The organism is Gilliamella sp. Pas-s27 (assembly GCF_009795865.1).
Classification (GTDB): Bacteria; Pseudomonadota; Gammaproteobacteria; order Enterobacterales; family Orbaceae; genus Gilliamella.
Genome location: NZ_WTEW01000013.1, coordinates 35,251 through 59,520, shown reverse-complemented (window position 1 = coordinate 59,520; position 24,270 = coordinate 35,251). Strand labels below are relative to the sequence as shown.

Here is a 24,270-nt window from a genome sequence, read left to right as displayed (position 1 = left end):
GATTAATATTGTCGAATTAAAAAGGAGCGCAAATCACTGCTTTGCGGTATCAGCCTCGTTTCTGTTTTTATTAGGATTATTTCATGAAAATTAAAACCCGTTTTGCGCCTAGTCCAACTGGCTATTTGCATGTAGGCGGTGCACGAACTGCACTTTATTCTTGGTTATATACTCGTCATGCAAAAGGCTCGTTTGTACTTCGCATTGAAGATACTGATCTTGAACGTTCAACGCCTGAAGCAATTGAGGCAATCATGGAAGGGATGAATTGGTTAAAATTATCATGGGATGAAGGACCTTATTATCAAACTAAACGTTTCGATCGCTATAATCAAGTCATTGATGAAATGTTAGCTAAAGGTACTGCTTATCGTTGTTACTGTTCCAAAGATCGTCTTGAAAAATTGCGTGAAGAACAAATGGCGAAAGGCGAAAAAGCTCGTTACGATGGGCATTGTCGTTGTGATGCTGTACAAAAACAGCACTCACATAATGAGCCTCATGTTGTACGGTTTGCTAATCCAATTGATGGTGTTGTGATTTTCAATGATTTAATTCGTGGGCCGATTGAAATCGCTAATAAAGAGCTTGATGATCTTATCATTCGTCGTACTGATGGTTCGCCAACTTATAATTTTTGCGTTGTTGTCGATGATTGGGATATGGAAATTACTCATGTAATTCGTGGCGAGGATCATATTAATAATACACCTCGTCAAATTAATATCTTAAAAGCCTTAGGTGCACCATTGCCTGAATATGGACATGTATCAATGATTTTAGGTGATGATGGGCAAAAATTATCTAAACGTCATGGGGCGGTTAGTGTAATGCAATACCGTGATGATGGTTATTTACCTGAAGCATTGCTTAATTATTTGGTTCGTTTAGGATGGTCTCATGGTGATCAAGAAATATTTTCTGTTCCTGAAATGATTAGCTATTTTTCATTAGATGCCGTGAGTAAATCAGCAAGTGCCTTTAATACCGAAAAACTACTTTGGTTAAATCACCATTATATTAATCATTTAGATGCAGATTATGTGGCTCAACATTTAGTTTGGCACATGAATCAGCAAGGTTATGATTTAGCAAAAGGTCCAGATCTGATTACTATCATTAAGTTATTTGGTGAGCGTTGTAAAACGCTTAAAGAGATAGCCGAATCATGTTCTTATTGCTATCAAGATTTTGATGATTTTGACGCCGATGCAGCTAAAAAACATTTACGCCCAGTTGCCAAAGAGCCATTAGAAACAATTAGAGCAAAAATTGAAGCTATTGCTCATTTTGATTGGCAAATTGATAAAATTCACCATGCTATTGAGGCAACAGCAGCCGAGCTTAATATTGGTATGGGTAAAATAGGAATGCCATTGCGTGTTGCGGTAACAGGTATCGGACAGTCTCCATCGGTTGATGCTACTGTTTTTGCAGTTGGTAAAGCCCGCACACTTGTTCGAATTGATAAAGCACTAGCTTATATTGCCCAACGAGAACAAGCGTAATAAGAGCAGTATCATTTTATTGCCGGATAATACAGTAATCCGGCAATACCCGTCCTTTGCTTAGTTGAGAGTTTAGATATGGCTCGCTTAAAAAAACGCTATTGGATTTTACTCAGTATTGTACTCCTCATTATGTTATTGAGCTTATGTGTATGGCAATATTGGCTATCATTTAAGGATAAATATCATCTATCGACAGATTGGCATGGCATCAGTGTGAGCTTTGATGGCTTATCTATTGATGAAATAACTGTTTCTCAACCATCGCAATACTCACTAACAGCAAAAAATTTACTGATTTCATTGTCACTGTTATCGGCCGATGAACTGGATATTTACTGGCAATCAGACGATAAAACAGTCATAGATACTACTCAAAAAGAAGTGGCTGAAACGCGTGATCAAAACCTTAATCAGGACATTGACCAAGCTGGTGATGATGCGTCATCCATTTCGACGATACTTTACTGGTTACCATCAAAAATTCATGTTGATTCGTTAAAGTTTTATTCACAAAATAACGAGCAATTTAACGTAAAAATTGATATCACCAAACAACAAGATGTAATACAGTTGGTCATGTCAACTAATAGCCAATATGTTGCAAAACTGTCGGCTAATTTACAATTTAATACGACAGTTAATACAACTGTTAATACAACTGTTAATACAACTGTTAATACAACAGAGCCACGTATTGATATACAAAATGGACTTTTTACCACAACGGTAAACCAATTTGGTATTGAAAATGGGCAACTAATTTTACCTTTCAGTGGTTGGATTAACCGTAAACGGTTAAGTTTATCCAGTTTAGATAATGCCTCTATTAGTTTAGCTAAAGCGAATTTTTCTGATGATCTTATCTTAGCTAATTCATCTGGGAATTTAACCTTTCAAGTTGAATCGGCCATTCCATTTGACAACAATCAATTATCTGCCACAACACAGCTTGTTATTAATAAACTCAATGGTATTTATAAAACCAGCGAAATAAAATCTGCGACAGGTAATATTAATTTTGTTGTGAAGAATAATCAGTTTACTATTTCGAGTCCAGCGTTGAATATACAAGAAGTCAACATGGGGTTATCTCTTGAAAAGATCAAATTAGCTGGGGACTATTTTGCTTCAATTAATGCCCCCGATAAAGGAATCATTAGCTGGACTAAAGCCCAAGCGAGTATTTTTTCTGGTCTTATTTTTCTTGATAAAAGCAAGTTGAATTTGGCGAAATTACCTCAACAATTAAATTTAAAGATAAAACAGATACAATTAAAAGATATCTTTACTCAATATCCAGCAGAAGGGTTAGCTGGCAGTGGCGCGATCGATGGTAACTTACCGATTACATTATTGGCTAACAAGAAAAAAGGTGGCACAATCATCGAGCCGGTTATAAAAAAAGGTCAATTAACTACCACTCAAGATGGATATTTACAATTTGAAAACTCAGCGCTTAAAAGTTACGTACAAAGTAACCCAAACATGAAAATACTCGCTGATATTATTAAAAATTTTCATTATACTAAACTATCAGGAACTGTCGATTATGCCAATGACATTGCCAAACTAGGATTAAATATTCAAGGAAGCAATTTAGATGTTGAAAATGGCAAAGCAGTTAATTTAAATATCAATCTTGAAGAAAATATCACTAAATTACTTATGAGTTTACAGCTATCTGATCAAGTTAGTGAACCTATTCGTAAACGTATTGAAGCACATTTAAAAAGGAAATCTTCAAAATAAGAGGTTATTTTATGGTACGAAATGTTATGGTAATGATGGTATTAGTAGGAACGTTACTTGGATGTTCACCTACTGTCAAAGTTCAAGCACCGAGCGAACCGATTAATATCAATTTGAATGTTAAAATAGACCATGAAATTAATATTAAGGTTGATAAAGCGTTAGATAATATCATCAATAAATCAGGATTATATTAGATTGATCGGTTTGATTGTGTAACACAAAATACTCGGTATTAAAAATTTTTGTTATTCATATTTAAATTAATAAAATATGATGTACTTATTAAGGAGTTTATTATGACTGTCTCTAAAAAAGCAATAATAGCATTATTATCAACTGTTTTATCCTTTTCTGCATTTGCATTAAATCTAGAACAAGCGATGGGTTCATTAAGCCAAGCTAAAGCGCAAGGTATTGTTGGTGAACAAGCTGATGGCTATTTAGGTGTAGTAAAAAACGAAGGTAATGCTACCGAAATTGCACAGCTTATTAATCAGGCCCGTAAAGAACAGTATCAAAAAGTATCAGTCGAAAGTAATGTTCCTTTAAGTGAAGTAGAAAAAAAAGCAGGCATTAAAGCGCAAGAAAAGACCCCAACAGGGCAATATATCAAGCGACAAGGTCAATGGTTAAAAAAATAATTAACGCTTTTATTGTGTATTAATAATGTGTATGCTGTTTGTTTAAATATTTATTCATAATATTTTTTAGATTGAATAAAAATAAAAAATGGTATGAAATTTTTATCTAATTAGTTTTTACTTGTAACAGTATCGCTTATGCGATTTAAAATGGAGAAAATCAATGTGTTCGATTTTAGGTATTCTTGATATTAAATCAGATCCAGAACAACTACGAACAAAAGCATTAGAGCTATCATGCCTACAACGTCATCGTGGTCCTGATTGGTCTGGTATTTTTGCTTCTGATAAAGCTATTCTTGCTCATGAACGTTTATCAATTGTAGATGTTAATACAGGATCTCAGCCGCTTTATAATAAAGATAAAACATTAGTTTTAGCAGTAAATGGCGAAATTTATAATCATCAAGAACTCCGAAATCAGTACAAAGATCGTTATGAATTTCAAACAGGATCTGACTGTGAAGTGATTCTAGCTTTATATCAAGAAAAGGGTATAGACTGTCTTGATGAATTACAAGGTATGTTTGCATTTATCCTTTATGATATCAACAAAGGTACCTATTTTATTGGTCGTGACCATATTGGTATTATTCCAATGTATACTGGTCATGATGAAAACGGCACATTTTATGTTGCATCTGAAATGAAAGCTTTAGTCCCTGTTTGTAAAACAATTGAGGCATTCCCTCCTGGGTGTTACCTATCTAGTACTGAAGGTGAAATCAAAACCTACTACAAACGTGACTGGATGGATTATGACAACGTTAAAGATAACAAAACTGATATCAATGAGCTTCGCGTTGCGTTAGAAGAGTCAGTAAAAAGTCATTTAATGTCTGACGTGCCTTATGGCGTTTTATTATCCGGTGGCCTTGATTCTTCGGTTATTTCAGCCATTACTAAAAAATTCTCAGCGCGCCGTGTTGAAGATCATGAAAAATCAGAAGCATGGTGGCCACAGTTGCATTCGTTTGCTGTCGGTTTAAAAGGTGCACCTGATCTTAAAGCTGCACAAGCGGTCGCCGATCATCTAGGTACAGTTCATCACGAAATTAACTTTACCATTCAAGAAGGTATTGATGCAATTCGTGATGTGATTTATTTCATTGAAACTTATGATGTCACCACCATCAGGGCTTCAACACCAATGTATTTAATGGCTCGTAAGATTAAAGCGATGGGTATTAAAATGGTGCTTTCTGGTGAGGGTGCTGACGAAGTGTTTGGTGGCTACCTCTATTTCCACAAAGCCCCAAATGCCAAGGAATTCCATGAAGAAACTGTACGCAAATTAGCAGCGTTACATATGTATGATTGTGCGCGTGCAAATAAAGCGATGGCGGCATGGGGTGTGGAAGCTCGAGTTCCATTCCTTGATAAAAAATTCCTAGATGTTGCTATGCGTATTAATCCAAAAGATAAAATGTGTGGCAGCAATGGTAAAATGGAAAAGCATATTGTTCGTGAAGCATTTGAATCTTACTTACCTGCATCAGTTGTTTGGCGTCAAAAAGAGCAATTTTCTGATGGTGTGGGTTACAGTTGGATTGATACATTAAAAGAGATTGCGGAAAGTAAAATTACCGACCAACAATTAGAAAACGCCAAATTCCGCTTCCCATACAATACGCCAACTTCAAAAGAAGCCTATATGTATCGTGAAATTTTTGACGAATTATTCCCTGTCGAAAGTGCTGCACATTGTGTTCCAGGTGGTCCAACTGTTGCTTGTTCTACCGCTAAAGCAATTGAATGGGATGAATCGTTCAAAAACCTAAATGACCCATCTGGACGTGCGGCAGTAGGTGTGCATAATGATGCTTATAAAAAATAATTGGCTTATTGCCTAATAAAAAACGGGGATTAACCCCGTTTTTTATTATTAAAAATTCAGTTAGGTAAATTAATTAATGCGAAGCGCCTTTAGGTGCACCAATTGGTAAAATAGTACGTCCGTATTGTTCATTAAGTACTTCTGCCATGGCAAGATAAATAGCACTTGCGCCACAAATAATACCTTCAAAACCAGCGATATGGATAATACCATGGTTACCAGAAATATTACCAATAGCTAATAAAGCAAATAACACTGTCAAACTAGCAAAAACAAATTGTAAAGCACGATTTCCTTTTAGCGTACCAATAAACATAAAGCTAGTAAAAATACCCCATAAGGCAAGGAAAATACCAACAAAAGTCGCATCAGTTGGTGCTGTTGCCGGTGAAGTTGGTAAATACCAAATACCCACTAACGCAATCCAAAAGAAACCATAAGAGGTAAATGCTGTTGTACCAAAGGTATTGCCTTTTCTAAACTCTAGAATACCTGCAATCACTTGAGCAAGACCACCATAAAAAATACCCATTGATGCAATCGCCGTCATAACCGGGAAAAATCCTGCATTATGAATATTTAATAAAATTGTTGTCATACCAAATCCCATCAAACCAAGAGGGCCTGGATTTGCAAGTTTTGCTTGTTCCATAAAGATCCTATAAATTAATTTTGATAATGAAAAAGAGCGGCAATGATAAGTGTTGAAAAGGCTATAATCAAGATTTAAGAAAATTATTTTTTTGTTCCCCTTGATATTAACAATAACGTTCCCATTTATGTGAAAACAAAAACATTTCTTGTGGAATTTAAGGGCTTGAAAATTAATATTTAAGACCTATATATAAGAAATAAAATACAGGTTTTGAGGAGAATAGATTATGGGTAAAATTATTGGTATTGATTTAGGTACAACAAATTCATGTGTTGCTGTAATGGACAACGGTCAAGCAAAAGTATTAGAAAACGCAGAGGGTGATCGTACAACTCCTTCCATCATTGCTTACACACAAGATGGTGAAATCTTAGTTGGTCAACCAGCAAAACGTCAAGCAGTAACCAATCCACAAAATACATTATTTGCGATTAAACGTTTAATTGGACGTCGTTATGAAGACGCTGAAGTACAACGTGATGTTGGTATTATGCCGTATAAAATTGTAAAAGCAGACAACGGCGATGCATGGGTTGATGTTAAAGGACAAAAAATTGCTCCACCACAAATCTCAGCTGAAGTTTTAAAGAAAATGAAAAAAACAGCAGAGGATTACCTTGGCGAAGCAGTAACTGAAGCGGTTATTACTGTTCCTGCTTACTTTAACGATGCACAACGTCAAGCAACAAAAGATGCTGGTCGTATTGCGGGTTTAGAAGTTAAACGTATTATCAACGAACCAACAGCTGCAGCACTTGCTTATGGTTTAGATAAAGATGTGGGTAATCGCACTATTGCTGTGTATGACCTTGGTGGTGGTACATTTGATATTTCTATTATCGAAATAGATGATGTTGATGGCGAAAAAACATTTGAAGTACTCGCAACAAATGGTGATACTCACTTAGGTGGTGAAGATTTTGATTCACGCTTAATCAATTATTTAGTTGACGAATTTAAACGTGAACAAAACTTTGATTTGAAAAATGATCCACTTGCAATGCAACGCTTAAAAGAAGCAGCTGAAAAGGCGAAAATCGAATTATCATCAGCACAACAAACTGATATTAATTTACCTTATATCACTGCCGATGCTAGTGGTCCAAAACATCTTAATATTAAAGTGACTCGCGCTAAACTGGAATCTTTAGTTGAAGATTTAGTAAAACGCTCAATGGACCCAGTTAAAACTGCATTACAAGATGCTGGACTTTCTGTATCTGATATCAAAGATGTTATCTTAGTTGGTGGTCAAACTCGTATGCCAATGGTACAAAAAGCCGTTGCTGACTTCTTTGGTAAAGAACCACGTAAAGATGTAAACCCAGACGAAGCCGTTGCCGTTGGTGCAGCTGTACAAGGTGGTGTGCTCGGTGGTGATGTAAAAGATGTTTTATTACTTGATGTAACCCCATTATCATTAGGTATTGAAACCATGGGTGGCGTTATGACAGCCTTAATTGAGAAAAACACAACTATCCCGACAAAACATAGTCAAGTGTTCTCAACAGCTGAAGACAACCAATCAGCGGTAACGATCCACGTATTACAAGGTGAACGTAAACGTGCCAGTGATAACAAATCGCTAGGTCAATTCAACCTAGATGGCATTCAAGCAGCACCTCGTGGTATGCCACAAATTGAAGTGACTTTCGATATTGACGCTGATGGTATCTTACATGTATCAGCGAAAGACAAAAACACGGGTCGTGAACAAAATATTACTATTAAGGCTTCATCAGGTTTAAGTGAAGAAGAAATTCAAAAAATGGTTAATGATGCGGAAGCTAACGCTGATGCAGACCGTAAGTTTGAAGAACTAGCTCAAATTCGTAACCAAGCAGACCACCTTGTTCACTCAACTCGTAAACAAGTGACTGAAGCAGGTGATCAGTTATCAGCTGACGACAAAAAAGCCATTGAAGATGCAGTAAGTGCTTTAGAGGTTGCCGCTCGTGGTGAAGACAAAGCCGAAATTGAAGCAAAAATTAATGCGTTAATGGAAGCGTCTAAAAAATTGCTTGAATTAGCACAACAACAAGCTCAAGCAAGCCAAGGTGCGGGTCAATCTGCAGGTGGAAACACAGCAGCAGAAGATGACGTTGTTGATGCTGACTTCAAAGAAGTTGATGAAGATAAAAAATAATCATTAATTAATATGTTTTTTAATGCGTTATTTCAACAAATGTTAAACATATAACACATTAAACGGGCACGAGGTCACCTCAAGCCCGTTTAGTTGTTTATGAAAAGAGATAAAAATAAAGGTTAATTATGGCGAAGAAAGATTATTATGAGACATTAGGCGTAAGCAAAAATGCCAGTGAAAGTGAGATAAAAAAAGCCTATAAGCGCCTAGCAATGAAATATCACCCTGACAAAAATCAGGATAATAAAGCCGAAGCCGAAGCAAAATTTAAAGAAGTCAAAGAAGCTTATGAAATTCTAACTGATCCACAAAAGAAAGCGGCTTATGATCAATATGGCCACGCCGCTTTTGAACAAGGTCATGGTGCGGGTGCCGGTGGATTTGGAGGTTTTGGCGGATTTGGTGGTGGTTCTGCCTTTGATGATATATTCAGTGATTTCTTTGGCGGTGGTCGTGGTGGCCGACAATCATCATCTCGAGGTGCAGATTTACAATACAATATCACACTAACACTAGAAGAAGCCGCATCAGGTGTTGAAAAAGAAATCAAGGTCCCAACTTGGGTAACGTGTAATACTTGCCATGGTCAAGGCACAGAAAAGGCTTCTGATGTTGTAACGTGTAACACTTGCCATGGCTCTGGTGCTGTTCAAATGCGACAAGGTTTTTTTGCAGTACAACAAGAGTGCCCAACTTGTCATGGACGTGGTAAAGTTGTAAAAAATCCATGTAAAAAATGTCATGGTGAAGGAAGAGTCGAAAAAACTAAAACACTTTCTGTCACGATTCCTGCCGGTGTTGATACAGGTAACCGTATTCGACTTTCTGGTGAGGGCGAAGCTGGCTTAAATGGTGCGCCAGCAGGTGATTTATATGTACAAGTACAAGTGAAATCACATGCTATTTTTGAACGTGATGGCACGAATTTACATTGCGAAATTCCAATTAACATCGTATTGGCATCGCTTGGCGGTGAAGTGGAAGTGCCAACCTTAAATGGTAAAGTTAGCTTGACTATTCCAGCAGAAACCCAAACAGGTAAAATGTTCCGCTTAAGAGGAAAAGGTATTAAATCAGTACGAAATAGTGCCGTTGGGGATCTTTATTGCCATATTGTGGTTGAAACGCCAGTGAACTTAACCAATAAACAAAAAGAGTTACTCAAAGAGCTAGGCGAAAGTTTCAAAGCCGATAAAAATGCTAAACACAGCCCCAAGGAAAAAAGCTTTTTTGACAAAGTGAAAAAGTTTTTTGGTTAACTTGATATAGCTATAGTGCGGTTGAACAGGAAAATAAATTGTTCAACTGCATACCCGCTAAACATTAAAATTCTTCTCTCTGTCACACTAAATTAAATTCTTTTAGCTAATAAAAAATTTCTATAAAAATTGGTCAGGAAAGGTGTTGATTTTATTGAAGTTTTTGTTTTTATTAAAATCAAATAGTTCTATAAAATATAGCAAGACGCTGATATTTTACAAATCATAAAAGCCACAAATAGTCTCCCTTGATAACAAACATTTAAATAACCAATACATCATTAGTTTTATTGAACTTAAAAGTTGAATGATATTTATTATCATTTTTGACTGTGTTACTATTTTTAGCTTGATAATTATTGATCAATGGGGGTTGCATGTATTTTAATTTTAGTCGTATAAAATCTTTACTCATAGTCTTATTCTTAACAACCATGAGTATTAATTGTTTTGCTAAGGATGATATTACTTTTGCCAATTCACGCGATATTCGTGATTTAAATCCTCACCTTTATTCTGGCGAAATGTGGGCACAAAATATGATTTTTGAGTCACTTATTCATTATAATGAAGATGGTACCTTTTCACCTTGGCTGGCTGAAAGCTGGGCCATTACTAACAACGGTAAAACGTATACGTTTAAGTTAAGAAAAGATGTCACTTTTAGTGATGGTGCTAAATTTGATGCCCATAGCGCAAAGCTAAACTGGGATGCCGTGCTGTCAAATAAAGTACGCCATACTTGGCTTGAAATGGTACGCCTAATTACCGAAATCAAAGCCGTAGATGATTATACTTTACAAGTTAACCTATCAGAACCTTACTACCCATTCTTGATTGAAATTGCCGTTACAAGACCAATGCGCTTTATTTCACCAAATTCTATGATTGATGGTGAAACTAAAAATGGTGTTAAATCTTATATTGGTACAGGTCCTTATATTTTAGGCGATCATAAAAAAGATCAGTATGCTATTTTTAATGAAAACCCTAACTACTGGGGCACAAAACCACAAATTAAAAAGGTCACAATGAAAGTGATTACTGATGGTCAAAGTCGTTTGATGGCGCTTGAAAAAGGTGAAATTGATCTCATTTACGGAAAAAACGTAGTTGATGCCGATTCATTTGAACGATTTACTAAAATGGATAAGTTTCAGACATTAATGTCGAAACCAATTTCGAGCCGAATCATATTAATGAATACAACAAGACCACAACTTAAAGATGCCAATGTGCGCCGAGCCATTGAGCATATCATCAGTAAAAAAGATATTTCAGAAGGTATTTTTAATGGCAGTGAAGCGCCAGCCGATACCTTAATGGCAACCAATATTCCTTATGCTAATATCGGGTTAAAACCTTATGAGTATGATACCAACTTAGCAGCACAATTACTTGATAAAGCGGGTTGGGTTAAAGTGGATGGTGAGCATTATCGTCAAAAAGAAGGGAAACCGTTCGAAATTACTCTTTACTATGATAGCAACACAGCCTCGCAAAAAACCATTGCTCAATACATGCAAAATGAATTTGAAGAAATGGGGTTAAAAATGAATATTCACGGTGAAGAAGAGCAAGGGTATCGCGATCGTCAAAAAGCTGCTGATTTCGACATGGTTTTTGATCTTTCTTGGGGGACACCTTATGATCCGCAGTCTTTTTTATCTGCAATGAAATTGCCTGTCTGGGGTGACTATATGGCGCAACAAGGCTTAGCAGAAAAGGCTAAAATTGATGCAAGTATTAGCAAAGCACTTATTTCCACCGATGAACAAGAGCGACAAGCGCTTTATCATTATGTATTTGAAACGCTCCATAACGAAGCGGTATACATTCCTTTAACTTACGAACGTAATCGTGCAATTGCAATAAAATCATTAAAAGGCATTGAATTTGCGCCGTCACAATATGATATTCCATTTGATAAAATGCATTTTTAATTGGCTAATTTGGTTTATCAAGCAATAAAAAATCTAATGATGATACTAACTCTTATTGGTATCATCATTTATTCAATTTTCACTAGCTCCAATTTATCATTTTAATCATGATGATTTTTAAGATGTTTTTTTGTTAGAGCAATCAAATGATATTTATTATCATTTGTGTTTATGCTACTATTTTAGCTTTGATAATGATAATTAATGGATTTTGTATGCATTTTAATTTTAGCTGTATAAAACGTTTATTCATTGCTTTGCTTTTAACAACCATGAGTCTTAACTGTTTTGCTAAAGATGATATTACTTTTGCAAACTTTCGTGATATTCGTGATTTGAATCCACACCTTTATGGTGGCGAAATGTGGGCGCAAAATATGCTTTATGAGTCGCTGGTTCATTACAACGAGGATGGTACCTTTTCGCCTTGGCTGGCTGAAAGCTGGACTATTACTAACAACGGCAAAACGTATACGTTTAAGTTAAGAAAAGATGTCACTTTTAGTGATGGTGCTAAATTTGATGCCCATAGCGCAAAGCTAAACTGGGATGCCGTGCTGTCAAATAAAGTACGCCATACTTGGCTTGAAATGGTACGCCTAATTACCGAAATCAAAGCTGTAGATGATTATACTTTACAAGTTAACCTATCAGAACCTTATTACCCATTCTTGATTGAAATTGCCGTTACAAGACCAATGCGCTTTATTTCACCAAATTCTATGATTGATGGCGAAACTAAAAATGGCGTTAAATCTTATATTGGTACAGGTCCTTATATTTTAGGCGATCATAAAAAAGATCAGTATGCTATTTTTAATGAAAACCCTAACTACTGGGGCACAAAACCGCAAATTAAAAAAGTCACAATGAAAGTGATCGCTGATAACCAAAGCCGTTTGATGGCGCTTGAAAAAGGTGAAATTGATCTTATTTACGGTAAAAATATGGTCGATGCTGATTCGTATGAACGATTTGCTAAAATGGATAAGTTTCAAACATTAATGTCAAAACCTGTTTCAAGCCGAATGGTTTTGATGAATACAACAAGACCACAACTTAACGATGCCAATGTGCGCCGAGCTATTGAGCATATCATCAGTAAAAAAGATGTTTCTGAAGGTATTTTTAATGGTAGTGAAGCGCCAGCCGATACCTTAATGGCAACCAATATTCCTTATGCCAATATTGGACTAAAACCCTATCAGTACGACACAAAATTAGCAGCACAACTACTTGATAAAGCGGGTTGGGTTAAAGTGGATGGTGAGCAATATCGTCAAAAAGAAGGTAAACCGTTCGAAATCACCCTTTACTATGATAGCAACACAGCTTCGCAAAAAACCATTGCTCAATATATGCAAGATGAATTTGAACAAGTTGGTTTAAAATTGAATATTCACGGTGAAGAAGAGCAAGGGTATCGCGATCGCCAAAAAGCCGGTGATTTTGATATGGTTTTTGATATTTCGTGGGGGATGCCTTATGATCCGCAGTCTTTCTTATCTGGCATGAAGTTGCCTGTTTATGGTGATTATATTGCTCAGCAAGGCTTAGCAGAAAAGGCTAAAATTGATGCAAGTATTAGCAAAGCGCTTATTTCGACGGATGAACAAGAGCGACAAGCGCTTTATCGTTATGTACTGGAAACGCTTCATAACGAAGCGGTATACATTCCTTTAACTTATGAACGTAACCGCGCGATTGCTATTAAGTCACTAAAAGGCATTGAATTTGCGCCGTCGCAATTTGATATTCCATTCGATAAAATGCACTATTAATTTGTTGATTTTATTATTTAATAATAATGTTAAATTATATTTTCAAACGTCTAATTATGATGATACCGATTCTTATCGGTATCTCATTTATCGCATTTTTACTGATTAATTTAGCACCTTCAGATCCTGCCGAAGTTGCATTACGCCTAAACGAAATTATGCCAACGCCTGAAGCCATTGAAAGTATGCGCCAAGAGCTTGGTTTAAATGAACCTTTTTGGTATCGTTATTTTAACTGGCTGTATAACGTCTTTCATCTCGATTTTGGTCGCTCATTTACTCATCGAGACAGATTTGTTTGGGATGAGATGATCCGCAGTTTAAAACCAACACTTATTTTAGCTACATCGTCCTTTGTTTTTACCCTTATTATTAGTTTAGTTTTTGGCATACTCTGCGCCATTTTTGCTAATTCTGCGTTTGATCGGATTTTGCGTATCATTATCTTCTTAGGTACAGCGATGCCAAGCTATTGGCTTGGGTTATTATTTATTTGGTTATTTGCCAATTATCTTGATCTATTGCCAACTAATGGTTATGGTTCTTGGCAAAACTTAGTTTTACCTACAATGACATTATCGTTTGTATATATTTCTACTTACATTCGCTTTATTCGTAATAACATGATTGAAAACATGCATAATTATTTTATTTTTTATGCTCGTAGTCGTGGGTTAAAAGAACGCACAATTATTTTAAAACATGTGTTAGTCAATTCATTACAAACCACCATCACCGCATTAGGTATGACCATTCCGCAATTAATTGCGGGTTCGTTTGTTGTTGAGTATATATTTTCTTGGCCAGGGCTTGGGCGGTTGTGTATTTCTGCAATAATGAATCGAGATTACCCTGTTATTCAAGCTTATATCTTATTGATGGCTATTTTATTTGTTGTTTGTAATTTTATTGTGGATGTTTTACACCTATTACTTGATCCACGATTAAAAGAGAGTGGTAGCCTTTCATGAACCAACTTAAGCAACTGTTCAAAAATAAAATAGCATTATGCTGTTTAACGATTATTGGTGTGATTATTGTTTTAGGTATTTTAGCCCCTTATATTGCTCCATTTGATCCAAATAAAGTTCGCATTGTGCGCAAATATGCATCGGTTTCTGCTCAGCATTGGTTTGGTTGTGATCATTTAGGTCGGGATATCTTTTCTCGGTTACTTTATGGCATTCGCTCAACGCTATTTTTGTCGATATTGACCATGGCAATAACAATTGTTATTGGAACGATCATTGGGCTTATTTCAGGCTATAAAAGAGGTAAACTTGATGAATGTATTATGCGCCTTTGCGATATCATGCTTTCTTTTCCAAGTCAGGTAATGATACTAGCCATTGTCGGCGTGCTTGGGGTGGGTATTGAAAACGTAATTATTGCTAATATTGTTGTCAAATGGGCTTGGTATAGCCGAATGATTCGTAGTTCTGTAATCAAGTATAGCCGTAAAAACTATATTCTTTTCTCACGCACAATTGGTGCTCCTCATTTTTTTATTATTCGGCGCCACTTGCTACCGAATATAATGTCTGAACTTGTTGTGCTTGCTACACTCGATACAGGGTGGGTCATTTTAAACATTTCGGCACTTTCTTTTATTGGATTAGGTGTACAAGCACCCACCGCAGAATGGGGATTGATGTTAAGCGAAGCCAAAAACGTAATGATTCAGCACCCGATGCAAATGGTCTTTCCGGGGATGGCTATTTTGATTGTGGTTGCTGCATTTAATATGCTAGGGGATTGTTTGCGAGATATTTTAGATCCAAAGGAAAAAACAGCATGAGTGACACATTGCTTACAGTTAACAATCTCACCGTAACACTAGATAACTGCAAGCCACTATTAAATAATATTTCATTTCATCTAAAGCATCATCAATGTTTAGGTATTGTTGGTGAAAGTGGTAGTGGCAAAAGCTTAACATGCAAAGCGATTATGGGGTTGTTAGAACCTTATTTTTCAGTTCAAGGGCAAATCCTGTTTTCACCCCAAAAAACACGACTTAAGTTACAACAAAATGGCGATTTGTTAAAACAAAACAACGAAACATTACGTTTCATTCGTGGTAATGTGATTTCGGTCATTTTACAGCACCCAATGAGTGCTTTTGATCCGCTTTACTGTGTTGGTAAACAAGTTGTTGAAACGCTATTGGCTCATCAACCAACCACTAAAAATCAAGCCGTAACTAAAACGCTTAATATGCTAACAGATATCGGTCTTGATAATCCTAAACAAATTTATAATCGATACCCTCACCAGTTAAGTGGTGGTATGCTACAACGAATAATGATTGGTATTGCTCTGATGCTTGAACCCGAGCTAATTATTGCCGATGAACCAACAACTGCATTAGATTCAATTAGCCAATTTCATATTCTAAAAATATTTGAACAAATTAAACAACAATCCAAAACATCCATGATATTTATCTCACATGATTTAGGCGTTATTCACCATATAGCCGATCACATTTTGGTAATGAACAAAGGGACCATTGTGGAACAAGGAAGTCGAGATCATATTTTTTATCATTCTAAAAATGATTATACTCAATATTTAATTAATGCTCGTAAGCAATTATTAGCCAAATTTAATTGTGTTGTTCAACCCAATTATATGACACCTAATTCGGAGACAATCTAAATGCCACCGTTATTACAACTTGAGCATGTAAAAAAATCGTTTTTACAACCCAATCAAGGCTTACTTGGTCGCAAAAAAATATCGGTAATTAATGATGTCTCGTTTTCATTATATCAAGGTCAGTGTTTGGGGATTATTGGGGAAAGTGGCAGTGGTAAAAGTACCCTAGGTAAACTGATTTTAGGGCTTGAAAAGCCAGATAGTGGAAACATTTACTTTAATGGATTTGATACATCTCAACGCATTTGGCGAAAATCATCAATGCGGCGTGATATTAGTGCCGTATTTCAAGACTATAATGCATCAGTTAACCCTTATTTTACTACCGCTGAAATTATTGCTGAACCTATTGATATTTATGAAAAAATATCAACCAAAGAACGTCAAAAACGAATTGATGCACTGTTAGAACAAGTCGGGTTAGATCACTCTTTTTATCACCGCTTTCCTCATGAAATGAGTGGCGGTCAATTGCAACGGATTTGTATTGCACGGGCGATTGCTTGCTCACCTAAATTTATTCTATTTGACGAAGCAGTCAGTTCGTTAGATATATCAGTACAAACTCAAATTTTATCTTTACTTGCCGATTTACAAAAACAGCTAAACCTGACCACGATTTTTATCACTCATGATTTAACGACCATCACTTATTTGTGCGATAAGGTAATCTTTTTTTATCAAGGACAAATTGTTGAGCAGGTAGATAATATTTCTCAATTAAGCCAAATCAATCACCCTTATTCTAAACAACTTCTTGAATCTATTTTAGGATTTTAGATTATGACCTCATCTTCAAATTCAAACAAACAATACCATTTTAAAGACTACCTTGCGCTAGTTATCCCCTTTATTATTTCAACAATCACAACGCCATTGCTTGGCGTGGTTGATACTGCTTTAGTTGGTCACTTACCTAATCCTGCCTTTATTGCGGGTATTGCTGTGGGCACCGTGATTTTTAATACTATTTATTGGCTATTTGGCTTTTTACGAGTCAGCACCACAGGGTTTTCAGCGCAAGCATTAGATGATCCTATTTTATTAAGATCCTCGCTTATTCGTCCGCTTTTTATTGCCATTTTATTAGGTATTGTTTTTATTATTTTTCAAAGCCTAATATTTAATACCGCCATGCAACTTATAAAACCAAATGAAGAAGTAAAACACCACGCCCACACCTATTTTACTATTCTAATTTGGGGGGCACCTTTTGTTTTAATCAATTATGTTTTAGTGGGTTGGTTAATGGGCATGGCAAAAATAAAAGCGGTTTTGTTTTTGCAAGTATTAATCAATTTACTTAACATTGTTATGGCTGCCACGTTTGTTTGGGGTTTTCATTTTGATATTCAAGGTGTCGCTTTTGCTACGCTTAGTGCACAAATCATCTGTACACTATTGGGCATTTGGTTTATTTATGCCTATCTACCCAAAACCGAGCAAAAAACAGATTTCAAAGCCATATTATCTTGGCAATCTTTAAAAGGGGTAATTTTAGTTAATACCAATTTAATGATTCGAACTATCTGTTTACTTATTGTTACCAACCATTTTATCTCGATTGGCTCTCGTTTTAATACTGAAGTATTAGCCGCTAATGCGGTTTTATTTCAAATCCACTATTTAATGGCTTACTTATTTGATGGTTTTGCCAATGCATCGAGTGTTTTTAGTGGTAAAGCTAAAGGAACAAAAGACATCACGTTATACAATCAAACACTACGTTGGTCATTGCTATCATGCCTTATTTGTCCTGTTGTTTTGATAGCGATTTGGTTGGGATTTGATTCAATGATTATTCGGTTGCTCACTAATCAAACCGACATTATTAACCTATGTACTGAATATCAATACTGGCTTATTGTATTCCCTATTGTGGTTGCTGGCGGGCTTATTTATTATGGCGTATTTTCGGGAATTAGCTATACATCGTCTATTCGTGACTCAATGATTTTAGCGCTATTGCTATGGTTCATTGCACAATATCTATTTGTACCCATTTGGGGCAATCATGGGTTATGGCTCTCTTATATTTTATTTAGCGCAGGGAGAACACTCTTTTTAGTCATCTGGATTAAAAAATCCAAAAATAATATTATGTTTTAAAGTCATCTAACAAATACGCAATAGGTTTAGCTATTGCGTATGTTAATATCAAATTAAGTGTAAGTAACAAAACTTAAAGACACAAATGCCATCTATTTTTGTTTTTTATTAATAATATTTTTCGTCAAAAATTGGTCAGGAAAGGTATTGATTTTATTTAAGTTTTTTTTGGCGATTTTTCCGAAAACGCCATAAAAAAGCCAGCTTTTGCTGGGCTTTTTTATTTAAATCAACTAATTAGATTTTAGTTGTGAATGTACGAGCAATAACGTCGCGTTGTTGTTCAGCAGTTAGTGAGTTAAAACGTACTGCATATCCAGAAACACGAATAGTTAATTGTGGGTATTTTTCTGGATGTTGAACAGCGTCTTCTAAAGTTTCACGACGAAGAACGTTAACGTTTAAATGTTGACCACCTTCAACTTTAATAGTTGGTGCAACGTCTAATGGTACTTCACGATATTCGAATTGACCAAGTTCTGCAGTTGGGATAATTTGGTCTTCTTTATAAACTGATTTAGCTGCAACACAACGAGCTTCTTTAGTTGTGTCATCTAATAACCAAAAAGAGTTAAGAAGTGCAACGTTGTTTGCTTTAGTAATTTGGATACCTGTAATCATTTTAAATCCTCCTAACGGGCTTTATTGCCCTAAAATAACTAAGGTTAATATAGCACTTTAAAAATTTGATTAAAGTCAAAAAAAGCTATTGATTCGATAAGTAATACCTTTAGTTTTAATTTTTGCTTTTGTTGGGTTATTATGTCTTAAGCTAAATTAGCTTTTGCTAAGCAATATAGGCATTATCAATAAGTGGTATAAAATATGACGACAAATTTAACTTGGCATGATGTTATCGGGGGTGAAAAAGAAAAGCCCTATTTTCAACAAATAATGCAATTTGTGGCTTCAGAGCGAGCCAATGGCAAAGTTATTTATCCTCCTCAGCATGATGTTTTTAATGCGTTTCGTTTTACGCCATTTGATAATATTAAAGTGGTTATTATTGGTCAGGATCCGTATCATGGTCCTAATCAGGCTCATGGTTTATCTTTTTCTGTGTTACCGGGTGTTAAACCACCACCATCGTTATTGAATATTTATAAAGAGCTATCAACAGATATTGATGGTTTTGAGATGCCTTCTCATGGTTATTTAGCTTCTTGGGCGACTCAAGGTGTGTTGTTGTTAAATAATGTACTAACGGTTGAAGCAGGGCAAGCGCATTCTCACGCTAAAATTGGTTGGGAAACCTTTACCGATCATGTTATTGCGACAATTGATCAGTATCTTGAAGGCGTTGTTTTTTTGTTGTGGGGATCGCCTGCACAAAAAAAAGGGCAATTTATTAATCGGCAAAAACATCATGTTTTGACCTCTGTGCATCCGTCACCGTTGTCTGCACATCGGGGCTTTTTGGGTTGTAAGCACTTTTCTAAAGCAAATGATATTATTGTGCAACAAGGTAAAACACCCATTGATTGGCAACCAAAACTACCGGAAGATCATAAATGAGTGGGAATAAAAAACGTCGAACAAGTTTGCAAGAGATCGCTAATTTAATTGGGATTAGTAAAATGACGGTAAGTCGTTTTTTGCGTGATCCCAATTTGGTGTCTAAACCTCTTCAATTACAAATTTCAGCTGCGATTGATGAGCTTGGTTATATTCCTAATAAAGCACCTGATATGTTGTCTAATGCAAAAAGTAATGCCATCGGGGTTGTGTTTCCTTCTTTAACTAATCAAGTTTTTGCCGATATTTTAAAAGGTATTGAAATGGTGACTGATGCTAGCGGATATCAAACCATGATTACCCATACTGGATACAGCGCAGAAAAAGAAGAGTCCCGTTTGCGTTCGTTGCTTTCATATAATATTGATGGATTGATTTTAACCGAAAGAACACATACCCCTGCAACATTAAAAATGATCGAAATGGCTGGCGTGCCAGTGGTTGAGATTATGGACAGTGTTTCACCTTGTATTGATATGGCTGTCGGATTTGATAATTTTACTGCAACCAAGAATATGATTGATAAAATGATAGATAAAGGTCGCCGAAATATTGTCTATTTTAGTGCAAGACAAGATCAGCGTAGTCTTATTCGTCAACAAGGTTATGAAAAGGCTATGCAAGAAGCTGGATTGACACCTCGTACACTAGCCACGCGCGAAGCTTCGTCTTATGAGTTGGGGGCTCGATTTTTGCGTCAAATTTTGAAAGAGTTTCCTTGTGTTGATGGTATTTTTAGTACTAATGATGATTTGGCTTTAGGTGTGTTGCTTGAGTGTCAGCGAATGGGGATTGAGATCCCTAAGCAGATTGCGATTGTGGGGTTTCATGGGCATGAAATTGGCCAATATATGAATCCCAAATTAGCTTCTATCCATACACCAAGAATTGAGATGGGGAAAATTGCCGCAGAACTGTTATTAAAACGAATTAATGGTGAAAAAGTAGAGCAAAAAGTGATTGATTTGCAGGTTGAGTATTTAGATGGAGAAAGTATTTAAAAGGTAGGAGATAATGTTGATAATGATTTAACCTTACCATGTTTAGTGATAAGGTTATTAGTAAATTATAACCCTTTAGGGTTTTCACCGTATTGGTTACTGCCAGGTGTTGAATCCAGTAAGCAGAATACAAATATAATAATACCGCCAACGTATGGAATAAATTGTAACAAAATCCACCAACCTGATTTACTTATATCATGTAAGCGGCGTACAGTGACAGCTAAATTAGGAAGGAGTAATGCCAACGTTAAGATAGCGGTTATAGCGAAGGGACTTCCGATCATTTGATCAATGAATATTGCAATAGTAGTTAAAATAACACTGAATAAAACGAACATCCAATATTCTTTACGACGAGCTCGACCGTTAAAATTTACATAATTTTTTGTAACGCAATCAATAAACCAATTCATTCCTATATTCCTTATTTAAATTAATTACTGAAGTAAATTATTGGGATGGTTATTCTAATGAAAAAAAAACAAAAATAAAACTTATTTTTATTGTTAAATTTTTATTTTTTTAACAATATTTACATTGCCGATAAACCTGTTGATTTCAGGTTTTTATAAAGTGATAACTATGCTAGAACCACCGTTCAGTGGTTATTTATACCAACTAACAGATTATAGAAAATAACACTGAGATTCCCCCCATGAAAATAGTTGAAGTTAAACATCCCCTCGTTCGTCATAAAATTGGTTTAATGCGTGAATAAGATATTAGCACTAAAAAGACTTTTGCCAGTGAAGCTGGTAGCTTGGTGACTAGGCTAATTAACAAACTACATCCCTTTAGGGTTTTCGCCATATTGGTTAGAGCCCGGAGTTGAATCGGTACACATAAGTTTTAATAGCGTATAAGGTGTTGCAGTCCAAAAGTACCGACCCGGTTTATCAACATCATGCAAACGGCGTACTGTAACTGCGAAATGAGGAACAAATAAAGTCAACACCAAGCTCAAAGTTAAAACGAGGTTATTTTTCATCATATTATCAATAATTATCATCAAAATAATTAGAACAATATAGATCGAAGAGAATATCCAATATTCTTTACGGCAAGCGCGCCCATTAAAATTTGCATAATTTATTGTAATACAATCAATAAAACCAATTCATTCCCTATCCCTTTTTATTTAATAACTGACAACGATTCTAATGAAAATAAAACGAAAATTAAACTGATTTTTATTGTTGATATTTTTACTAATATTTACACTGTCGATAAACCTGTTGATTTCATGTTTTCATAAAGTGGGTATCTATGCTAGAATTACCGCTCAGTGGTTATTTATACCAACTAACAGATTATAGAAAATAACACTGAGGTTCCCCCCATGAAAATAGTTGAAGTTAAACATCCCCTCGTCCGTCATAAAATTGGTCTAATGCGTGAACACGATATTAGCACCAAAGACTTCCGCGATCTTGCCAGTGAAGTTGGCAGTTTATTAACGTATGAAGCCACAGCGGATCTTCCTACCGAAAAAGTCACCATAAATGGTTGGTGTGGACCTGTTGAAGTTGAACAAATTAAAGGTAAAAAAATTACGGTTGTGCCTATTTTGCGTGCGGGTTTAGGTATGATGGATGGTGTGCTTGAGCATATTCCAAGTGCGCGTATTAGTGTTGTGGGGTTTTATCGTAACGAAGAAACGCTTGAACCAGTTCCTTATTTCCAAAAACTAACCTCGGATATTGAAGAGCGAATGGCTTTAGTTGTTGATCCAATGTTAGCAACTGGTGGGTCAATGGTGGCAACCATTGATTTGCTTAAAAAAGCAGGTTGTAAAAATATTAAGGTATTAGTGTTAGTGGCTGCGCCAGAAGGTATCAAGGTATTAGAAAAAGCGCATCCTGACGTTGAACTTTATACCGCATCGATTGATGAAAGATTGAACGAAAAAGGTTATATATTGCCAGGACTTGGCGATGCAGGAGACAAAATCTTCGGCACAAAATAAAATCTCAATTTTTAGACCGGTTTATCCGGTTTTTTTATGCTTGTAAATCAAGCAAGTTAGATAACAAACTTAGTTAAGTAAGAGAGGCGAGATGTGAACAACGTCACAACAGATAAAACAAAAAATATAACATCACAGCATAAGCATTCATGGCAAGATATTTTTACCGGCGCACAGATGTTATTTGTCGCCTTTGGGGCTTTGGTATTAGTTCCCCTTTTAACAAAATTAAACCCGAATGTTGCTCTTTTTACTGCTGGTGTTGGTACGTTGTTATTTCAACTGACAACTAAAGGTAAAGTTCCTGTATTTTTAGCGTCATCATTTGCTTTTATTGCCCCTATCTCATTTGGTGTTGCTCAATGGGGCGTTCCTGCCACTTTAGGCGGTTTAGTGGCTGCGGGTTTTGTTTTTATGTTTTTTGCTTTTTTAGTAAAAATCAATGGTAGCCATATTATTGACCGTATATTACCACCAGTTGTAACTGGTCCAATTATTATGGTTATTGGTTTATCACTTGCACCTGTTGCGGTAGGAATGGCAATGGGTAAAGATATTAAGGTGCCAGTCGAAAATTATCAATTAATTATAATATCCATGAGTTCATTATTAACGACTTTAATTGTGGCAATTTGGGCAAAAGGGTTTTTAAAATTATTACCTATTATTGCGGGTATTGTAGTTGGATATACGCTCTCTTGTGTGTTTGGTATTGTCAATTTCCAGCCAATTATTGACGCACCATGGTTTAAAGTACCCGATTTCACGTTTCCTGAGTTTCATTGGCAAGCAATTTTATATATGATTCCAATTGTTATTGCACCAACCATTGAGCATGTAGGTGATATTATGGCGATTGGTTCGGTAACGGGTAAAGATTATACTCGTGATCCCGGTTTGCAACGCACATTATTAGGTGATGGATTTGCAACTTCGGTTGCCGGCCTTTTTGGTGGACCACCTTGTATTACTTATGCTGAAGTAATTGGCGCTGTAACCTTAACCCGAAATTTTAAAACTCGCGTAATGACATGGGCAGCGGTTTGGGCTATTTTAATGTCTTTTGTTGGTAAGATTGGTGCATTTTTAAGTTCAATTCCAACGGTGGTTATGGGCGGTATTATGGTGTTGCTATTTGGCTCTATTGCATCAGTAGGTATTAATATTTTAATCAAACATAAAGTCGATCTGTCTGTATCACGTAATATGTGTATTGTTTCACTAGTTTTGGTGTTTGGTATTGGTGGTATGATTTTTGACTTTGGATCATATGCATTACAAGGTATAAGCTTGTGTGGAATTTTAGCCATTGTATTAAACCTGATCTTACCTCATCAAGAAAAGTCGACTAATACTCATTAAATTCCTTATATATCGTTGGTTATTTTTATAGCCAACGATATTGATAATATCACTGTATTAACCTGTCACTTTTTGGCTTTGCCATTTGTTTAGGGTAAGTCAGTTTTCTGTATTTTTAATTGAAT

General features: G+C 35.8%; 22 protein-coding genes. 18 read left to right on the top strand and 4 right to left on the bottom strand.

The features are described 5' to 3' along the window. Nucleotides 1-83 precede the first annotated feature (83 nt). The 5 genes from gltX (at nt 84) to asnB (ending at nt 5,741) form a co-directional block, all read left to right on the top strand. Nucleotides 84-1,508 carry a glutamate--tRNA ligase gene (gltX, locus tag GQ589_RS06545; protein ID WP_160425238.1) on the top strand — a complete coding sequence of 475 codons (1,425 nt, stop codon included), beginning with the start codon at nt 84-86 and terminating at the stop codon, nt 1,506-1,508. Between the two features lie 78 nt (nt 1,509-1,586). Next, on the top strand, nt 1,587-3,260 hold the full coding sequence (locus GQ589_RS06540) for a YdbH domain-containing protein (protein WP_160425237.1): 1,674 nt from the start codon (nt 1,587-1,589) through the stop codon (nt 3,258-3,260). Nucleotides 3,261-3,271: 11 nt separating this feature from the next. Next, on the top strand, nt 3,272-3,457 hold the full coding sequence (locus GQ589_RS06535) for a YnbE family lipoprotein (protein WP_160401154.1): 186 nt from the start codon (nt 3,272-3,274) through the stop codon (nt 3,455-3,457). A 102-nt stretch (nt 3,458-3,559) separates the two neighbouring features. Then, nucleotides 3,560-3,904, top strand: coding sequence for a YdbL family protein (locus tag GQ589_RS06530; protein ID WP_160412595.1), 345 nt, complete (start codon nt 3,560-3,562; stop codon nt 3,902-3,904). A 163-nt stretch (nt 3,905-4,067) separates the two neighbouring features. Beyond that, entirely contained in the window at nt 4,068-5,741 is a 1,674-nt protein-coding gene (gene asnB / locus GQ589_RS06525) for an asparagine synthase B (protein ID WP_160401152.1), read from the top strand. A gap of 73 nt (nt 5,742-5,814) precedes the next feature. On the opposite strand, the gene satP is transcribed toward asnB, so the two are convergent. Continuing rightward, nucleotides 5,815-6,393, bottom strand: a complete 579-nt coding sequence (gene satP / locus GQ589_RS06520) for an acetate uptake transporter (RefSeq protein WP_160425235.1) — start codon at nt 6,391-6,393, stop codon at nt 5,815-5,817. 229 nt (nt 6,394-6,622) lie between these two features. Here satP and dnaK point away from each other — a divergent pair, with 229 nt between their 5' ends. From dnaK to GQ589_RS06475, 9 genes are all read left to right on the top strand, one after another. After that, complete coding sequence (gene dnaK / locus GQ589_RS06515; protein ID WP_160412597.1) at nt 6,623-8,542, top strand: molecular chaperone DnaK; 1,920 nt, start codon at nt 6,623-6,625, stop codon at nt 8,540-8,542. A 128-nt stretch (nt 8,543-8,670) separates the two neighbouring features. Further along, a complete protein-coding gene (gene dnaJ / locus GQ589_RS06510; RefSeq protein WP_160412600.1) occupies nt 8,671-9,804 on the top strand; it encodes a molecular chaperone DnaJ in 1,134 nt (377 codons plus the stop codon). A 377-nt stretch (nt 9,805-10,181) separates the two neighbouring features. Then, the gene (nikA, locus tag GQ589_RS06505; protein ID WP_160425233.1) at nt 10,182-11,747 is read left to right on the top strand and encodes a nickel ABC transporter substrate-binding protein; all 1,566 of its coding nucleotides are present in this window, start codon (nt 10,182-10,184) and stop codon (nt 11,745-11,747) included. A 215-nt stretch (nt 11,748-11,962) separates the two neighbouring features. Continuing rightward, a complete protein-coding gene (nikA, locus tag GQ589_RS06500) occupies nt 11,963-13,528 on the top strand; it encodes a nickel ABC transporter substrate-binding protein (protein WP_202112562.1) in 1,566 nt (521 codons plus the stop codon). 26 nt (nt 13,529-13,554) lie between these two features. After that, complete coding sequence (opp1B, locus tag GQ589_RS06495; protein ID WP_160401140.1) at nt 13,555-14,499, top strand: nickel/cobalt ABC transporter permease; 945 nt, start codon at nt 13,555-13,557, stop codon at nt 14,497-14,499. Beyond that, nucleotides 14,496-15,326 (top strand): nickel/cobalt ABC transporter permease, encoded by an 831-nt coding sequence (opp1C, locus tag GQ589_RS06490; protein ID WP_160401139.1) that lies wholly within the window; start codon nt 14,496-14,498, stop codon nt 15,324-15,326. Before opp1B ends, opp1C begins: the two co-directional genes overlap by 4 nt. Further along, complete coding sequence (locus tag GQ589_RS06485; RefSeq protein ID WP_160401138.1) at nt 15,323-16,189, top strand: ABC transporter ATP-binding protein; 867 nt, start codon at nt 15,323-15,325, stop codon at nt 16,187-16,189. Before opp1C ends, GQ589_RS06485 begins: the two co-directional genes overlap by 4 nt. Beyond that, the gene (locus tag GQ589_RS06480) at nt 16,190-16,969 is read left to right on the top strand and encodes an ABC transporter ATP-binding protein (RefSeq protein WP_160401137.1); all 780 of its coding nucleotides are present in this window, start codon (nt 16,190-16,192) and stop codon (nt 16,967-16,969) included. It abuts the gene before it with no gap. Nucleotides 16,970-16,972: 3 nt separating this feature from the next. Then, on the top strand, nt 16,973-18,298 hold the full coding sequence (locus GQ589_RS06475; protein ID WP_160425231.1) for an MATE family efflux transporter: 1,326 nt from the start codon (nt 16,973-16,975) through the stop codon (nt 18,296-18,298). 237 nt (nt 18,299-18,535) lie between these two features. Here the strand turns inward: GQ589_RS06475 and grcA are convergent, their stop codons facing one another. Beyond that, on the bottom strand, nt 18,536-18,919 hold the full coding sequence (gene grcA, locus GQ589_RS06470; RefSeq protein WP_160425229.1) for an autonomous glycyl radical cofactor GrcA: 384 nt from the start codon (nt 18,917-18,919) through the stop codon (nt 18,536-18,538). Nucleotides 18,920-19,123: 204 nt separating this feature from the next. On the opposite strand from grcA, the gene ung reads away from it, so the two are divergent. Continuing rightward, nucleotides 19,124-19,813: a uracil-DNA glycosylase gene (gene ung / locus GQ589_RS06465; protein ID WP_160425227.1), complete on the top strand. Its 690-nt coding sequence runs from the start codon at nt 19,124-19,126 to the stop codon at nt 19,811-19,813. Then, nucleotides 19,810-20,814: a gluconate operon transcriptional repressor GntR gene (gene gntR / locus GQ589_RS06460; protein ID WP_160425225.1), complete on the top strand. Its 1,005-nt coding sequence runs from the start codon at nt 19,810-19,812 to the stop codon at nt 20,812-20,814. Before ung ends, gntR begins: the two co-directional genes overlap by 4 nt. Nucleotides 20,815-20,879: 65 nt before the next feature. Here the strand turns inward: gntR and GQ589_RS06455 are convergent, their stop codons facing one another. Next, nucleotides 20,880-21,230, bottom strand: coding sequence for a DUF805 domain-containing protein (locus tag GQ589_RS06455; RefSeq protein WP_160425223.1), 351 nt, complete (start codon nt 21,228-21,230; stop codon nt 20,880-20,882). A gap of 371 nt (nt 21,231-21,601) precedes the next feature. Then, nucleotides 21,602-21,910: a DUF805 domain-containing protein gene (locus GQ589_RS06450; RefSeq protein ID WP_370519422.1), complete on the bottom strand. Its 309-nt coding sequence runs from the start codon at nt 21,908-21,910 to the stop codon at nt 21,602-21,604. 246 nt (nt 21,911-22,156) lie between these two features. Between GQ589_RS06450 and upp the strand changes: the two genes are divergently transcribed. Both upp and GQ589_RS06440 read left to right on the top strand, forming a co-directional pair. After that, nucleotides 22,157-22,783 (top strand): uracil phosphoribosyltransferase, encoded by a 627-nt coding sequence (upp, locus tag GQ589_RS06445; RefSeq protein WP_160401131.1) that lies wholly within the window; start codon nt 22,157-22,159, stop codon nt 22,781-22,783. 93 nt (nt 22,784-22,876) lie between these two features. Next, entirely contained in the window at nt 22,877-24,145 is a 1,269-nt protein-coding gene (locus tag GQ589_RS06440) for a uracil-xanthine permease family protein (RefSeq protein ID WP_202113769.1), read from the top strand. Nucleotides 24,146-24,270 lie beyond the last annotated feature (125 nt).

Bases quoted from the DNA above. Each gene is read 5' to 3' on its own strand.
- gltX (WP_160425238.1), top strand. From the start codon at position 84: ATGAAAATTAAAACCCGTTTTGCGCCTAGTCCAACTGGCTATTTGCAT.
- GQ589_RS06540 (WP_160425237.1), top strand. From the start codon at position 1,587: ATGGCTCGCTTAAAAAAACGCTATTGGATTTTACTCAGTATTGTACTC.
- GQ589_RS06535 (WP_160401154.1), top strand. From the start codon at position 3,272: ATGGTACGAAATGTTATGGTAATGATGGTATTAGTAGGAACGTTACTT.
- GQ589_RS06530 (WP_160412595.1), top strand. From the start codon at position 3,560: ATGACTGTCTCTAAAAAAGCAATAATAGCATTATTATCAACTGTTTTA.
- asnB (WP_160401152.1), top strand. From the start codon at position 4,068: ATGTGTTCGATTTTAGGTATTCTTGATATTAAATCAGATCCAGAACAA.
- satP (WP_160425235.1), bottom strand. From the start codon at position 6,393: ATGGAACAAGCAAAACTTGCAAATCCAGGCCCTCTTGGTTTGATGGGA.
- dnaK (WP_160412597.1), top strand. From the start codon at position 6,623: ATGGGTAAAATTATTGGTATTGATTTAGGTACAACAAATTCATGTGTT.
- dnaJ (WP_160412600.1), top strand. From the start codon at position 8,671: ATGGCGAAGAAAGATTATTATGAGACATTAGGCGTAAGCAAAAATGCC.
- nikA (WP_160425233.1), top strand. From the start codon at position 10,182: ATGTATTTTAATTTTAGTCGTATAAAATCTTTACTCATAGTCTTATTC.
- nikA (WP_202112562.1), top strand. From the start codon at position 11,963: ATGCATTTTAATTTTAGCTGTATAAAACGTTTATTCATTGCTTTGCTT.
- opp1B (WP_160401140.1), top strand. From the start codon at position 13,555: ATGTTAAATTATATTTTCAAACGTCTAATTATGATGATACCGATTCTT.
- opp1C (WP_160401139.1), top strand. From the start codon at position 14,496: ATGAACCAACTTAAGCAACTGTTCAAAAATAAAATAGCATTATGCTGT.
- GQ589_RS06485 (WP_160401138.1), top strand. From the start codon at position 15,323: ATGAGTGACACATTGCTTACAGTTAACAATCTCACCGTAACACTAGAT.
- GQ589_RS06480 (WP_160401137.1), top strand. From the start codon at position 16,190: ATGCCACCGTTATTACAACTTGAGCATGTAAAAAAATCGTTTTTACAA.
- GQ589_RS06475 (WP_160425231.1), top strand. From the start codon at position 16,973: ATGACCTCATCTTCAAATTCAAACAAACAATACCATTTTAAAGACTAC.
- grcA (WP_160425229.1), bottom strand. From the start codon at position 18,919: ATGATTACAGGTATCCAAATTACTAAAGCAAACAACGTTGCACTTCTT.
- ung (WP_160425227.1), top strand. From the start codon at position 19,124: ATGACGACAAATTTAACTTGGCATGATGTTATCGGGGGTGAAAAAGAA.
- gntR (WP_160425225.1), top strand. From the start codon at position 19,810: ATGAGTGGGAATAAAAAACGTCGAACAAGTTTGCAAGAGATCGCTAAT.
- GQ589_RS06455 (WP_160425223.1), bottom strand. From the start codon at position 21,230: ATGAATTGGTTTATTGATTGCGTTACAAAAAATTATGTAAATTTTAAC.
- upp (WP_160401131.1), top strand. From the start codon at position 22,157: ATGAAAATAGTTGAAGTTAAACATCCCCTCGTCCGTCATAAAATTGGT.